The 14,287-nt window shown below is 73.3% G+C and carries 14 protein-coding genes; 6 read left to right on the top strand and 8 right to left on the bottom strand.

Translation table 11 applies throughout. The annotated features are described in order from the left end of the window. Positions 1-116 precede the first annotated feature (116 nt). Together IE106_RS12550 and IE106_RS12545 are read right to left on the bottom strand one after the other, a co-directional pair. Positions 117-1,175: a C40 family peptidase gene (locus tag IE106_RS12550; protein WP_189533011.1), complete on the bottom strand. Its 1,059-nt coding sequence runs from the start codon at positions 1,173-1,175 to the stop codon at positions 117-119. A gap of 219 nt (positions 1,176-1,394) precedes the next feature. Next, positions 1,395-2,213 carry a class I SAM-dependent methyltransferase gene (locus tag IE106_RS12545; protein ID WP_189533009.1) on the bottom strand — a complete coding sequence of 273 codons (819 nt, stop codon included), beginning with the start codon at positions 2,211-2,213 and terminating at the stop codon, positions 1,395-1,397. 371 nt (positions 2,214-2,584) lie between these two features. Between IE106_RS12545 and mshA the strand changes: the two genes are divergently transcribed. Together mshA and IE106_RS12535 are read left to right on the top strand one after the other, a co-directional pair. Further along, positions 2,585-3,931 (top strand): D-inositol-3-phosphate glycosyltransferase, encoded by a 1,347-nt coding sequence (gene mshA / locus IE106_RS12540; protein ID WP_189533007.1) that lies wholly within the window; start codon positions 2,585-2,587, stop codon positions 3,929-3,931. Beyond that, positions 3,924-4,412, top strand: coding sequence for a type III secretion system chaperone family protein (locus IE106_RS12535; RefSeq protein ID WP_189533005.1), 489 nt, complete (start codon positions 3,924-3,926; stop codon positions 4,410-4,412). The genes mshA and IE106_RS12535 overlap by 8 nt, the downstream gene beginning before the upstream one ends. 135 nt (positions 4,413-4,547) lie before the next feature. Here IE106_RS12535 and IE106_RS12530 read toward each other — a convergent pair whose 3' ends face one another. After that, the gene (locus tag IE106_RS12530) at positions 4,548-5,969 is read right to left on the bottom strand and encodes an MDR family MFS transporter (protein ID WP_229840304.1); all 1,422 of its coding nucleotides are present in this window, start codon (positions 5,967-5,969) and stop codon (positions 4,548-4,550) included. 165 nt (positions 5,970-6,134) lie between these two features. Here IE106_RS12530 and IE106_RS12525 point away from each other — a divergent pair, with 165 nt between their 5' ends. Continuing rightward, a complete protein-coding gene (locus IE106_RS12525) occupies positions 6,135-6,896 on the top strand; it encodes a phosphoglyceromutase (RefSeq protein WP_189533001.1) in 762 nt (253 codons plus the stop codon). 79 nt (positions 6,897-6,975) lie between these two features. Here IE106_RS12525 and IE106_RS12520 read toward each other — a convergent pair whose 3' ends face one another. Continuing rightward, positions 6,976-7,272 carry a ribosomal protein L7/L12 gene (locus tag IE106_RS12520; protein WP_189532998.1) on the bottom strand — a complete coding sequence of 99 codons (297 nt, stop codon included), beginning with the start codon at positions 7,270-7,272 and terminating at the stop codon, positions 6,976-6,978. A gap of 199 nt (positions 7,273-7,471) precedes the next feature. Here IE106_RS12520 and IE106_RS12515 point away from each other — a divergent pair, with 199 nt between their 5' ends. After that, on the top strand, positions 7,472-8,917 hold the full coding sequence (locus tag IE106_RS12515; protein WP_189532996.1) for a hypothetical protein: 1,446 nt from the start codon (positions 7,472-7,474) through the stop codon (positions 8,915-8,917). A 159-nt stretch (positions 8,918-9,076) separates the two neighbouring features. On the opposite strand, the gene IE106_RS12510 is transcribed toward IE106_RS12515, so the two are convergent. The 3 genes from IE106_RS12510 to phoU all read right to left on the bottom strand — a co-directional run bounded on the left by IE106_RS12510 (position 9,077) and on the right by phoU (position 11,321). Next, positions 9,077-9,634, bottom strand: a complete 558-nt coding sequence (locus IE106_RS12510) for a DUF3291 domain-containing protein (protein WP_189532994.1) — start codon at positions 9,632-9,634, stop codon at positions 9,077-9,079. A gap of 692 nt (positions 9,635-10,326) precedes the next feature. Then, positions 10,327-10,476, bottom strand: a complete 150-nt coding sequence (locus IE106_RS12505) for a hypothetical protein (protein WP_189532992.1) — start codon at positions 10,474-10,476, stop codon at positions 10,327-10,329. A 164-nt stretch (positions 10,477-10,640) separates the two neighbouring features. After that, positions 10,641-11,321 carry a phosphate signaling complex protein PhoU gene (gene phoU / locus IE106_RS12500; protein ID WP_189532990.1) on the bottom strand — a complete coding sequence of 227 codons (681 nt, stop codon included), beginning with the start codon at positions 11,319-11,321 and terminating at the stop codon, positions 10,641-10,643. 208 nt (positions 11,322-11,529) lie between these two features. On the opposite strand from phoU, the gene phoR reads away from it, so the two are divergent. Together phoR and phoP are read left to right on the top strand one after the other, a co-directional pair. Further along, a complete protein-coding gene (phoR, locus tag IE106_RS12495) occupies positions 11,530-12,762 on the top strand; it encodes a two-component system sensor histidine kinase PhoR (RefSeq protein ID WP_189532988.1) in 1,233 nt (410 codons plus the stop codon). Positions 12,763-12,767: 5 nt separating this feature from the next. Next, complete coding sequence (gene phoP / locus IE106_RS12490; protein ID WP_467221130.1) at positions 12,768-13,439, top strand: two-component system response regulator PhoP; 672 nt, start codon at positions 12,768-12,770, stop codon at positions 13,437-13,439. 114 nt (positions 13,440-13,553) lie between these two features. Here the strand turns inward: phoP and IE106_RS12485 are convergent, their stop codons facing one another. Continuing rightward, positions 13,554-14,237: a DUF461 domain-containing protein gene (locus IE106_RS12485; RefSeq protein WP_189532984.1), complete on the bottom strand. Its 684-nt coding sequence runs from the start codon at positions 14,235-14,237 to the stop codon at positions 13,554-13,556. Positions 14,238-14,287 lie beyond the last annotated feature (50 nt).

Below are 14,287 nucleotides of genomic sequence, written 5' to 3'. Positions count from 1 at the left end.
TGCCGCGCAAGGGGAGGTAGATGGCCACCCCCTCATGAGAAACATCACGCGGGAGGGGGTGGTCCGTCCGCGCCGGGGCCTTCGGGGCGCCCCGGCCCGACGTGCCCGGACCGCGCCTACCTGTCCGGTCGGACGACGCCCAGGATCGGCATCGAACCGGCGCCCGCCACCGTGATGTGCCGCCCCGGCCGCGGGGCGTGGACCATGGTGCCGTCCCCGACGTACATCCCCACGTGACTGGCGTCACCGAAGTAGACGATCAGGTCGCCGGGCCGCATGTCCTGGACCGCCACCCGCGGCAGCAGGCGCCACTGCTCCTGCGACGTGCGCGGTATGCCGCGGCCGGCCGCGCCCCAGGCGCGCTGCGTGAGCCCCGAGCAGTCGTAGGCGTCCGGACCCTCGGCCCCCCACACGTACGGCTTGCCGACCTGCGCCAGGGCGAACCGGATGGCCTCCCGGCCCTGGGCGCTCGCGCCGCGGTCGGTCTCCTTCAGGGCGCCCGAGGCCAGCCACGCCGCCTGCGCGTCCCTCTGCACCTGCTGCTCCAGGCGCCGCAGCCGCTCCCGCTCGGCGGCCTCCAGCTGCGCCTCCAGCCTCTCCGCGGCGGCGATCTTCTCCGTTATCAGCTTCTTCGTCCTGGCCTGGCGGGCGCGGTTCGCCTCCAGGCGGGTCCACTCGGCGCTGGCGTCCCTGGTGTACGTCTCCAGGTCCTCCTGGCTCTGCTGGAGCTCCGTCAGCAGGTCCCTGGTCGCCTTCTGGCCCTGCGCGAGACGGTTGGCGCCCTCCAGGAACAGCTGCGGGTCGTCGGTGAGGACGAGCTTCGCCTCCTCCGGGATCCCGCCGTTGCGGTACTGGGCGCGGGCGGCGGCGCCGGCGCGCCGCTTCAGCCCGTCGATCCTCTCCTGGCCCTCCACGATGGCCCGGGAGAGCTTCACGATCTCGGCGGACTGCTTCTTCGCCTGCTCCTCCGCGAGGTTGTACGCGTCGGTGGCGGAGGCGGCCTGCCGGTACAGCGCCTCGATCTCGGCGCGCACCTCCTCCAGGCTCTTCCCCGACTGCCGGGCGGCCGCACCGGGCGTCGGCGCGGGCGCGGGCGCGGCGTGGGCCGGCGCCGCGAGAACGGTCAGGGCGCACACAGCGGTGATCGCGACGGTGACGCAACGGCGTCTCTTCACAGGCTTCCCCCTCCGGACGTCGACCGGCCAGGCGGCACCGCACCCCATCTGATTTACCGTCAGTAACATTCGGTGCCGCTGGCGATCGTGCCATGTCACCGGCGAAAGTAACAGGGTCGGGAGGGCGGCCCCGCCGGCCGTCCACAGGCGGAGGGCGATCGGCGCCACCGGGCCGGTCGTCCACAGGGCGGGGTTGCGGTCCCCGGGGGCCTTGTGCTCCTACCCGGAGGCCGTGGACCAGCCCCGCGGGGCCAGCGCGTCCCAACGCACCGTCAACTCTCCCTGGCGCCACCGCCGGCGCCCGTCGGTCAGCGGCCAGTCCCCGGCCAGGGACGAGGCCGTCGCGATCCACCGCTGGCGGGCGCCCAGGGAGGCGTACGGGGCGGCCGCCGCCCAGGCCCGGTCGAAGTCCCGCAGGAAGGCGTGCACCGGCTCGCCCGGGACGTTCCGGTGGATCAGGGCCTTGGGGAGCCGTTCCGCCAGGTCCGAGGGGCGCTCCAGGGAGCCGAGGCGCGTGGCGAACGTCACCGTGCGCGGCCCCTCGGGGCCCAGCGCCACCCAGACGTGGCGGCGGCCGATCTCGTCGCAGGTGCCCTCCACGAGGAGGCCGCCCCGCGCCGCGAGGCGCCCGCACAGCCGGCCCCACACGTCCGCGACCTGCTCCTCGTCGTACTGGCGCAGGACGTTCGCCGCGCGGATCAGGGCGACCGGGCCGTCGACCGGGACCTCGAAGCCGCCGTGCGCGAACGACAGGCCCTCGCGCGCGTACGGCCGCGCGGCGGCCACGCGCGCGGGGTCGATCTCCACGCCCACGACCCGGGTGCGCGGGTCGGCGTCCCGGCGGAGGCGGTCCAGCAGCTCCACGGCGGTCCAGGGCGCCGCCCCGTAGCCGAGGTCGACGGCGACCGGCGGGGCGTCGGCACGGCGCAGGTCGGCGCCGTGGGCGTCGGCGATCCAGCGGTCCATGCGACGCAGCCGGTTGGGGTTGGTGGTCCCGCGCGTGGGACTCCCGACGGGGCGTGTCATCCGCGGAGCCATGCCCACGAGCGTAGACGCTCCCCGGGACCCCGCTCCCCGCCCCGGGCCCGCCGCCGGAGCCACGCCCCCGCCCGCCCGCCTCCGCCCCGCCGAGCCGCCCCCGCCACCGGAGCCACGCCCGGGACCCGGCGGCCCCAGCCCCCGGAACCCCACCCTCCGCCCGCCCGCCTCCGCCCCGCCCGGGAGGCACCCGGCGGGCACCCGGGCAGCCCCTCCGGGCCGCCCCCGGGCGACGCACGGGTCGATGTAATGAATTGGCAAAGCGGAAATGAAAGGTCCCCCCGCGCTGTTGTGGCGGGGCGGAGAGGGGCTCCCCGCTCCCCTTCGCCATGCCGTGCCCGCCCCTGCCCCAGAGCGGAAGGACCGACGACGTGAGCCAGTACGTGTCCCGGTTCGCCGGAGCCCGGGTGCCGCCGCCCCGGCTCAGGCTGCCCGGACGGCACCGCCGCGGGCCGCGGCGGGTCGCCATGCTGAGCGTCCACACCTCCCCGCTCCACCAGCCCGGCACCGGCGACGCGGGCGGCATGAACGTCTACATCGTCGAACTGGCGAAACGTCTCGCCGCCATCGACATCGAGGTCGAGGTCTTCACGCGCGCGACCGCCGGCGGCCTGCCCCGGTCCGTCGAGCTGGCGCCCGGCGTCCTCGTCCGGCACGTCGAGGCCGGCCCGTACGAGGGCCTCAACAAGGAGGACCTCCCCGCCCAGCTGTGCGCCTTCACCCACGGCGTCATGCGCGCCTGGGCCCGCAACCGGCCCGGCCACTACGACCTGGTCCACTCCCACTACTGGCTCAGCGGCCACGTGGGCTGGCTCGCCGCCGAGCGGTGGGGCGCCCCGCTCGTCCACGCCATGCACACCATGGCCAAGGTCAAGAACGCCGCGCTCGCCGAGGGCGACACCCCGGAGCCCGCCGCGCGCGTGATCGGGGAGACGCAGATCGTCCGGGCCTCCGACCGTCTGATCGCCAACACCGACGGCGAGGCCGAGGAGCTGATCCACCACTACGACGCCGACCCCGCGCGGGTCGCCGTCGTCCACCCCGGCGTCAACCTGGACCGCTTCCGCCCCGCCGACGGCCGCGCCGCCGCACGGGCCCGCCTCGGCCTGCCGCAGGACGCCTTCGTCCCGCTCTTCGCCGGCCGCATACAGCCCCTCAAGGCCCCGGACGTCCTGCTCCACGCCGCCGCCCGGCTCCTCGACGCCGACCCCTCCCTCCGCTCCCGCATGATCGTCCCCGTCGTCGGCGGGCCCAGCGGAAGCGGCCTCGCCCGGCCGGAGGGCCTGCAGAAGCTGGCGGCCCGGCTCGGCATCGCCGACGTGGTCCGCTTCCACCCGCCCGTCGCGCAGCAGGAGCTGGCCGACTGGTTCCGCGCGGCGAGCGTCCTCGTCATGCCGTCGCACAGCGAGTCCTTCGGGCTCGTCGCCATCGAGGCGCAGGCCACCGGCACGCCCGTCGTGGCGGCCGCGGTCGGCGGCCTGCCGGTGGCCGTCCGGGACGGTGAGACCGGCTTCCTGGTCGAGGGCCACGACCCGGCCGACTACGCGCGCGCCCTGGCCCGGCTCGCCACCGACCCGCACCTCACCGGCCGCCTCGGCGACGCCGCCGCGCACCACGCGCGGTCCTTCGGCTGGGACCGGGCCGCGTCGGCCACCGCCGAGGTGTACGCGGCTGCCATGCACGAGCACCGCCGTCGCGTACGCTCCCCCCATGGCTGACGTACAGCAGATCCTCGAGTCCGCACTGCGCGACGCCGACCTGGGCTGGGAGTCACCGGAGCCCGGCTCGTACGTCGTCACGCTCCCCGGCACCAAGAAGCTGTCCACCACGCTGTCCCTGCGCCTGGGCAACCACTCGCTGTCCCTCAACGCCTTCGTCATCCGCCACCCGGAGGAGAACGAGGCGGCCGTCCACCGCTGGCTGCTGGAGCGGAACCTGAAGCTGTACGGCGTCGGGTACGCCGTCGACCCGCTCGGCGACGTCTACCTCACCGGCAAGCTCCCGCTGTCCGCCGTCACGCCCGACGAGCTGGACCGCCTGATGGGCTCCGTCCTGGAGGCCGCGGACGGCGCGTTCAACACGCTCCTGGAGATGGGCTTCGCGTCGGCGATCCGCAAGGAGTACGAGTGGCGGGTCTCCCGCGGCGAGTCCACCCGCAACCTGGAGGCGTTCAGCCACCTCACGCAGCCGTCGAAGTGACGCCGCGGCCGGGCCTCCGCCCGGCCGCGCCCGTCCGGCGAGCGCGTCCCCGGGGCCCCGCACGTGCCTGGGGGCGTACGGCACCCCCGTGTCCGTACGCCCCCAGAGTCCTCGGCGCCGCCGCCCGGCGCGGTCTCACACCGCGCTGAGCCCGGCCTCCTCGGCGCCGGCCTTCCTGGTACCGGCCGCCGCGGCGCCCCCGGCCCCCGCAGGGCCCCCGGCCGCCACATCCGCACCGGCCGCCACACCCGCGCCGGCCGCTACATCCGCACCGGTCACCACACCCGCGCCGGCCGCCGCGTCGAGCACCGCCTCCGCGTCACGCACCGCCTCCGCACCGGCCGGCACCTCCGCGCCGGCCCCCGGCCCGGCCTCCGCCCCGTGCCCGCCCAGCGCGCGCCCCAGCAGCAGCGCGTACCCGGCGGCCGCCACCACCGCGACGGCGGCGCAGCCCAGCCACAGGGCGTCCGGCCCCGGCCCGGTCACGACCCAGCCCGCCGTGACCGGCGCGACGAACCCGCCGACCGACCACGCCATCCCCATCACGCCCTGGTACCGGCCCCGGGCGTGCACCGGCGCCAGCAGGGCGGTGGCGGCGGCGTTCGTCGGGATGTAGACCATCTCGCCGATCGTCCACACCACCACGGTCACCGCGAACATCAGCGGCGACCCCACCAGCGCCGTCGCCCCCGTGCCCACCGCGAACAGCAGCGCCGAGACGACGAGCAGCGCGACCGGCGACCGCCGCTCGGTGATCTTGTTGACGAGCAGCTGGAACGCGACGATGACGACGCCGTTCACCGCGATGACCATGCCGTACGCGTCCGGCTCCAGCCCCTCGGAGGTCATCGTCAGCGGAAGGCCGACCCACGGGGTGCTGAAGACGGTGCACACGAGCAGGCTCAGCAGCACCAGCGTCCGGAACGGCCCGTCCCGCAGCACGTCCAGCGTCGTCAGCCGGGGCCCGGCGGAGCGCTTCCCGTCCGCGTTCACCGGCAGCTCGGGCCGCGTCTCCGGCAGCCGTACGAACACGATCAGCGCGCACAGCGCCGTCGCGAGGGCCTCCAGCAGGAACAGCGTCCGGTAGCCGAGGAACAGCGCGGCACCGCCGCCGATCGCGGCGATGGCGAAGCCCAGGTTGAGCGCCCAGTAGTTCAGCGCGTACGCCCGGCGCCGGTCGTGCTCCGGCACCTGGTCCGCGATGGTCGCGCCGATGGCGGGCCGTACGGACTGCATGGCGACGCCCATGAGGAGCACCACCGCCGCGACCGCCCAGGCGCTGGTCACCACCGCCAGCGCCGCCGCGCACGCGGCCGCCGCCAGGTGCCCGGTCACCATCGTCGGCCGGCGCCCCCACCGGTCGCTGAGCATGCCGCCCAGCGGCGACCCGGCGATTCCGCCGAGCCCGTGCAGCGCGACGACGAGCCCCGCGTACCAGCCGGAGAAGCCCAGCTCCTGGGTGAGGAAGAGCGACAGGAACGTCAGGACGAACGCACCCGTACGGTTCACCAGCGTCGACAGCCACAGCCACCAGAACCCTCCCGGGAGCCCGGACACCGTGCGACGCGCTGAACGTATGAGCGGGACGATGGACACGCGAGCTCCCCCGTAAGTGGCTGTCTGCTTACCGGGAACTTACGAGCGTTCACGGTCCGTCGGCCACTCAATTGACGGGGACCGTCAAGCGTCGTCGCGTCCGGAGCGTCCACTAATCTCGTACGCATGGCCGACGCACCGTACAAGCTGATCCTCCTCCGCCACGGCGAGAGCGAGTGGAACGCGAAGAACCTGTTCACCGGCTGGGTGGACGTCAACCTCACCGAGAAGGGCGAGAAGGAGGCGGTCCGCGGCGGTGAGCTGCTCAAGGACGCCGGTCTGCTCCCCGACGTACTCCACACCTCCCTCCAGAAGCGCGCGATCCGCACCGCGCAGCTCGCCCTGGAGGCAGCCGACCGCCACTGGATCCCGGTCCACCGCTCCTGGCGGCTGAACGAGCGGCACTACGGCGCGCTCCAGGGCAAGGACAAGGCGCAGACGCTCGCCGAGTTCGGCGAGGAGCAGTTCATGCTCTGGCGCCGCTCGTACGACACCCCGCCGCCGCCCCTCGCCGACGACAACGAGTTCTCGCAGGCCGGCGACGCGCGCTACGCGACGATCCCGCCGGAGCTGCGGCCGCGCACCGAGTGCCTGAAGGACGTCGTCGTCCGCATGCTGCCCTACTGGTACGACGGCATCGTCCCCGACCTGCTGGCCGGCCGCACGGTCCTGGTCGCCGCCCACGGCAACAGCCTCCGCGCCCTGGTCAAGCACCTGGACGGCATCTCCGACGCCGACATCGCGGGGCTGAACATCCCGACGGGCATCCCGCTCTCCTACGAGCTCGACGCCGACTTCAAGCCGGTCACCCCGGGCGGCACGTACCTCGACCCCCAGGCCGCCGCGGCCGCCATCGAGGCCGTGAAGAACCAGGGCAAGAAGAAGTAACCACCCGCGAACAAGCCCCCTGCCCGCGGTTTCTCCGCCGGGAGGGGGCTTTTCGCTGCCTCGGGCCGCCGCCGGACCGTCAGGGCGACGGGGCCGTGCGCTCTCCGTACTCCGGCTCCTGCCGCCACTCCGCTCTGGCGCCGGCGCTCCGGAGTACGGCGACGGCGGCCTGGGCCCTGCACGCGGACAGGCCCCCAAGGAGGGCGACGGGTGCTCGGCGCGCCAGGGCCCGGCTGTGCCACAGGCTCAGCCCGGTCACCTTGCGCACGGCTCGGGTCACGTCCATCTCACGGGGCCCGCAGTCGATGAGCACCACCTCGTGGGACGGGTCGTCGCAGAGCGACGTGTAGTACTCGGCGGTCTCTCCGTCGGACATCTCGTCCTCCTGCCTCAGCGAACGGGAGCGTACGCGCCCTCGAGGACGGCAGCCACGGCTTTCCGGGCGCGCCGGCGGCTGCTCGGCATGCGGTGGGCGTACACCCCGCGGAGTCAGGCCGGGGCCGTACGACCTGCCCTCCCCTTCGTATGGAGCAGTCCGGATGGTGCCCGTCGGGCTCCGCGTCAAGCCTGGTCCCATGGAAGACGGCCCCGACATAACCGTTGAGCCCCCCGACAGCCGCGGATTGCGCCAGGTCACCAGGGGCGGGGAGGTGGTCGGGAGCGCCTGGTCGCTGAAGGGCCTGCGAAGGGTCCTCCGGCGGCTCGGCCATCCCGGCGACGTGGAGGTGGAGGACGGGACCCTCGTGCGGTGGCGCGGGGGAGACAGCCGGACGTGGCCCGACCGCTTCGTCAAGCGGCGCCTCACGATCGCGTTCATGATGGCCGGCCTGCTGGGGTCCATGGCCCTGCTCGTGGTCATCGGAACGCCCGACGCGCTGGGCGGTCTGACCTTCGCGGGCCGGATCACCGGGTTCCTGTTCGTACTCGCGGGCCTGGTCCAGGGCGTGTCCGCGTCGGCGGTCCTCGACTACTGGGGGAAGCGGCGGGTGCGGTTCTCGGGCGCCGCGGTGCTGCTCGGAGCGCTCATCGCCCTGATCACCCACAGCCTCCTGATGTTCCTCTGGCTCCAGGAGAAGGAGTACACGCCCTACCTGCTGGCGTACTTCCCTCTGTGGTGCTGGTCGCTGTGGGCCCTGTGCCTGCTGGTCCGTGAAAGAACCTGGGCCGGGATCCCGCATCCCAGGAGTTTCGCGGCCGGCATCACCGCCACCACCCTCGTAGCCGGTGCGAACCTGGTGTATTCGAGCATGTACCAACCGGCTGCCCAGCCGATTCTGGTCGACCTGGAAGCGAGGTTCGGAAAACCCACGGTGGACTCGCGGACCTCGTTCGTGGAGCTGCCCTTGACGCTGCGCGCGCAGAACAGGGGGAAGGTTCCCGCCTATGTCCTCGGCGATGACTACTCGGTGTACGGGTGGATGGTGAGGTTCTCGAAGAGGGGCGGCGGGCTGAAGGGCACGAAGGAGGCGATGGAAACCGAGTCCGACGCGGCGAGGTACGTGGCCGAGCAAAAGAGCGAGACGGTGAGCGCGGGGCGTTTCCTGTCGCCGGGATGGGTGCTGGAGCCCGGCGAGGAGTACACCGCAGAGAAGCTGGTCCGCATCCCCAGAACGGCCGATTACGAAGCGCTGGAAGCCTATTTCTCACTGACCTTGATGCGGGAGGACAAGGGTGGGATCGACGTGTGGGAGTTCCAGGAGCCCCACTTCTCCTGGGAAAAGAAGGAAGGGCGGTTCTACTGCGCTCCTTCCGAGTGTGGTGAGACCCTCATCTATCACGGCAAGGTGCGGCACAACAACAACCTGGTGAACGTGACGCGTCGCCCCAGGTACGTGACCACGTGGTGGTCTGTCACGCCCGAGGATTCCTCTTCCTACGTGTCCATATCGTCCTTCCGGTTCCAGCCGAAGGGGAGTGTCGAGGAAGAGGAGAGGGAGCGGGAGATGGACGGGTACGGAGTCGTGAACCTCTACGCGGAAGCGGTGGTGCCTTTCGCGTCCCTGACGGGGGAGAGGGAATGACCCCGAGCGATACCGTGCCGGGCCGCCCGCCCGGGTGGACGGGACGAGGGCCCGCCGGCCTCACCGACCGCGGCAGCTCGTGAACGAAGCCGGGCCGTCGCTGTTCGCCGCCGTCCGATCGAGGCGTTCGACGGCGAGCCCGGCCGTTCGGCTTCCCCGTCAGTGAACCCGGTCGTTCTTCGGCCCGATGTCTTCGAGCCTGGTCGGGGTTCCGTCCGGGGCGAACGAGTGGTGGAAGGTGAAGGCGTGCGGCGTGGCACCGCGGTCGTGCAGGTGCTCCAGCCGGGAGACCCCGTCCTGCCAGGTGGGTGTCGCGCCGTCGGACACCCACCAGAACACGTGACTCGGGTGCCCCGTCCTCTCGAACCAGTCGTGACGCCTGCTCAGCGCCTCGCGGTGCAGACCGCCGTAGACGGCTTCGAAGGCGGGGCGCAGGCCGGTCCAGAGGGAGAGGGTCGTGGCCAGGGCGATGGTGTCCACCGTACGGCCCTTGTCGTACCAGGCCGGTACGGCGAACTCCCCCCACGCGCCCCAGTCCAAGTCGAAGTGCGCGCCCCGGCTGCCTTCTGCCGGTTCGGCGCGGGCGAGGTATCCGGGGTGCTCGCCGACCTCCTGGTAGACGGCCCCGGCGCGGTCGTGGAACTCGCGGGTGAGGGGTGCGGGATCGGCGAGAGGCGACTTCAGGGCGCCGAACGTGTACAGAGCAAGGTGGGGCATGCGTCTCTCCCTGGCTGGGGGTGCCCGGTGTGGACCCGGTTCGGTGGCTTGCGCATGGGACGGGGATTCGTGCGGCGTGGCCGGCTCGTCCCGTCGCGGACGGCACGGCCTGGAAAACCCCCTGTGCGGCCGTGGGCGACCGCCGACGGCCAGGCGAAGGTAACCGCCTCCGCGGGCCGTGTCGAAGTTGCGTTTTTCCCGCCCAAGTGGCTTCGTGCACAGGCGTTTACGGGGGTTCGGGGCGGTGACGCCGCCCGCCGTCGGGAGGCCGGGAGGCCGGGAGGCCGGGAGGCCGGGAGGTCGGGAGGTCCGTGCCGGCCCGGTGACCGGGTGGGGCGACGGAACCGGGGGAGGGCCCGGCGGACGTGTGCGAGGGCGGCTCCGGACCTGCGGCGGCGTCGCGCCCGGGGGACCCGCCCCGCCGCAAGGCCGACGCCCCGACCTCAGTGGCGACACCGGGCCCCACCCCGGTCCCGCCCCGGCCCCACCCCCGTCCGGGACCCCGAGCCGTCCCCGCCCCGCCCCCGCCCCGGACCCGGAGCCGCCCCCCGCCCCCCCGGGCACGCGTAAGGCCCCGCGCCGAGTCGCCTCGGCGCGGGGCCCGTCGTACGAAGTGGGGTGCGGGTACCCGCGAGCACCGGAGGTCGCCTCTCCGCCGCTGCCCGCGAGCGGCCGTCACACGGCCTTCGTGGTTACCCGCAGTTGCCGCTGCACGAGCAGGGGCCGCCCGACTGGCAGCCGCAGCTGCAGCCGGATCCGCACCCGCAGGCGCCGAGCAGGGGCAGGTGGGGTGCTTCGGCGGGGGTTTCCTGCTCGGTCAGGGTCGTGGGGGAATCTGCCATGGCTTCCTCCTCAGCGGGGCCTGTGTCGCCTCGCCCCCATTGCACGCCCGCCGGTGGCGGCGCATCAACGGCGCATGGATGCGCCGTGCCGACTCCGCGCCCCTGCCGTACCACCAGGCGCTTCCGGGCGGTCCCGTGACCGCCCGGAGCCCGGCGGCGCCGCCTCAGGCGCCCTCGACCGGCGCCTCGGACTGCTGGAGCTCGTCCGCGTGCTCGCCCGTCACCAGGTAGACCACCCGCTTCGCCACCGACACCGCGTGGTCCGCGAAGCGCTCGTAGTAGCGGCCCAGCAGGGTGACGTCGACGGCGGTCTCGATGCCGTGCTTCCAGCGGTCGTCCATCAGGTGCTGGAACAGCGTCCGGTGCAGCAGGTCCATCTCGTCGTCGTCCTGCTCCAGCTGGAGCGCCAGGTCGACGTCCTTGGTGATGATGACCTCCGCCGCCTTGGCCATCAGGCGCTGCGCGAGCTGGCCCATCTCCAGGATCGTGGCGTGCAGGTCGCGCGGGACCGCGCGGTTCGGGAAGCGCAGCCGGGCCAGCTTCGCCACGTGCTGCGCCAGGTCGCCGGAGCGCTCCAGGTCGGCGCTCATGCGCAGCGATGTCACGACGATCCGCAGGTCCGTCGCCACCGGCTGCTGGCGCGCCAGCAGTGCTATCGCACGGGCCTCCAGGTCGTGCTGGAGGTCGTCGATCTTCTGGTCGGCGGCGATCACCGCCTCCGCCAGCTTGAGGTCCGCGTCGAGCATCGCCGTCGTGGCGCGCCCGATCGCCGACCCGACCAGCCGGGCCATCTCGACCAGCCCCTCGCCGATCGAGTCCAGTTCCTCGTGGTACGCGTCCCGCATGGATGTCCCTCTCTCACTACGCTTCGGGGTCCGGGTGGGGCTTGGGTGGTGCTCGGACCCCACGTTCCCACGGTCACCGGGTGACAAGTCGGGGGCCTCCCTCCCAAGTGAACCGTCACCGTCCCCTCGGTGAACTCTGGGCGACGACTGTTCGAGCAGCCACTCGAACGGCTGGGAGTGCGCCGTTGACCATGCCTAACCTGGATGCATGGACGTGAACGCGGCGGTCGCCGCAGTGGCAGCGATCGCCGGGTTGCTCACCGGTGTCATCGCCATGCTCGCGTTCCGCTGGAGCGAGCGCGACCAGGCGAGGCCCACCCGGACCTCGCTGCACACGGACGCGGTCCTGCCACCCGGCGTCGACACGGTGCTGTCGGTGCTGCGCTCCTCCGCCGTGGTGCTCGACGAGGGCGACGCGGTGGTGAAGGCCAGCTCCGCGGCGTACGCGCTCGGACTGGTCCGCGGCGGGAAGCTGGCCGTGGAACCGATGCTCCAGATGGCCCGCGACACCCGGCGCGACGGCGAGATACGCCAGGTCGAGCTGGACCTGGCGCGGCGGGGCACGGGCCGGGGCGAGGCCCTCGCCGTCTCCGCGCGGGTGGCGCCGCTCGGCTCCCGGCTGGTGCTCCTGCTCGTGGAGGACCTGACCGAGGCCCGCCGCATCGAGGCCGTGCGCCGCGACTTCGTCGCGAACGTCAGCCACGAGCTGAAGACGCCCGTGGGCGCCCTGTCCCTGCTGTCCGAGGCGGTCATGGACGCCGCCGACGACCCCGAGGCGGTGACCCGGTTCGCCGGGCGCATGCAGATCGAGGCGACCCGGCTGACCAACCTCGTCCAGGAGCTGATCGACCTCTCCCGGGTGCAGAACGACCACCCGCTGGAGGACGCCGAGCCCGTACGCGTCGACGAACTGGTCGCCGAGGCCATCGACCGCTCCCGCCAGACGGCCGGCACCAAGAACATCACCATGGCCGCCGGAGGCACCACCGACCTGCGGGTCTGGGGCCACCGGGGCCAGCTCGCCGCGGCCCTCGGCAACCTTGTCGAGAACGCCGTCAACTACTCCCCGGCCCACACCCGCGTCGGCATCGCGGCCCGCCGCGTCACCGCCCCCGGCGGCGACCTCATCGAGATCGCCGTCACCGACCAGGGCATCGGGATCCCCGACAAGGACAAGGAGCGCATCTTCGAGCGCTTCTACCGCGTCGACCCGGCCCGCTCCCGCGCCACCGGCGGTACGGGCCTCGGCCTGGCCATCGTCAAGCACGTGGTCGCCTCGCACGGCGGCGAGGTGACCGTATGGTCCACCGAGGGCCAGGGTTCCACCTTCACCCTTCGCCTCCCCGAGGCGGCCGCGGGCCGCGACCGCACTCAGGACCGCCGTACCCCCAGCTCCGAGATCACCAACGAACCGCTCACCGCCCCGGAGGTCCTTCCGTGACCCGAGTGCTTGTCGTCGAGGACGAGGAGTCCTTCAGCGACGCCCTGTCGTACATGCTCCGCAAGGAGGGATTCGAGGTAGCCGTCGCGACCACCGGGCCGGAGGGGCTCGACGAGTTCGAGCGCAACGGCGCGGACCTCGTCCTGCTCGACCTGATGCTCCCCGGGCTGCCCGGCACGGAGGTCTGCCGCCAGCTCCGCGGCCGGTCGAACGTGCCGGTCATCATGGTCACCGCGAAGGACAGCGAGATCGACAAGGTCGTCGGCCTGGAGATAGGCGCCGACGACTACGTGACCAAGCCCTTCTCCTCGCGGGAGCTGGTCGCCCGCATCCGCGCGGTGCTGCGCCGCCGCGGCGAGCCGGAGGAGACCGCCCCGGCGGCCCTGGAGGCGGGCCCCGTGCGGATGGACGTGGACCGGCACGTGGTGACGGTGGACGGCAGCAAGGTGGACCTGCCGCTGAAGGAGTTCGACCTGCTGGAGATGCTGCTGCGCAACGCGGGCCGCGTGCTGACGCGGATGCAGCTCATCGACCGGGTGTGGGGCGCCGACTACGTGGGCGACACCAAGACCCTCGACGTGCACGTCAAGCGGCTGCGCGCCAAGATCGAGCCGGACCCGGGCGCCCCGCGCTACCTGGTCACGGTCCGCGGCCTGGGCTACAAGTTCGAGCCGTAGGCCGCGACGGGCGCGGATCCGGCCCGTACGACGTGAAGGGCGCCCCACCGGTCAGTACCGGTGGGGCGCCCTTCACGCTGTCCACGCCCCGGCGCGTACGCCGGGGGCCGGGCCTCAGTGGCTGTGGTCGCCCTCGGCGTGCTCGCCCTCGGCGTGGTCGTCGCCCGTCGCCGGGACCGAACCGGTCGGCGACGCGGCCGGCGTGCCGGCCGGGGAGCCCGACGGCGAGGCGGCCGGAGAACCGGACGGGGCCGGGGAGCCCGACGGCGAGGCGGCCGGGGACGACGGCGCGACGGTCGGGCCGAAGGCCTCGTAGTAGCCGTTCGCCGGGTGGACGAGCACCCGGAGCTTCACGTCGCCGGTCTCGCTGAGCTGGAGGACGAGCTCCTGGACGCCCCCGTCGGCGGAGTCCTTGAGGCCCTCGACCACGGCGGAGGCGTTGCCCTGGCCGCCGAGGATGATCGAGCCGCCGGCGGGGACGGTGAGGGGGCCGGAGCCCTTGGCGGGCTTCAGCGTGACCTTGGCGCCGGAGCCGGGCAGCTCGACGGCCTCCAGGACCTCGGCCTTGGGGCCGTCGTTGAAGACCGTGGCCGAGACGGCCGACGGGCCCTCGGCGTCCTTGGCCGGGGTGATCAGGGCGGCGCCCTGGACCTTGATGTCGCCGACGGTGGTGGAGGCGTTGTCCGGCTTGATTTGGAGGGTCTGCGCGTCGTTGCCCGCCCCGCATGCGGTGAGCGAGGCGAGGGAGACCACGAGGGCGGTGGCGGCGAGGGCGCCGCGTCGAAGGCTGCGGCTCACGGCGGCGGCAACTCCTAGACGTACGGACTGGAGGACGGGCACGTTCGGTG

Source organism: Streptomyces roseolilacinus (assembly GCF_014649335.1).
Taxonomy (GTDB): domain Bacteria; phylum Actinomycetota; class Actinomycetes; order Streptomycetales; family Streptomycetaceae; genus Streptomyces; species Streptomyces roseolilacinus.
Note: the sequence above shows the minus strand (reverse complement) of the source record. Positions and strands in the feature narration are given on the sequence as shown.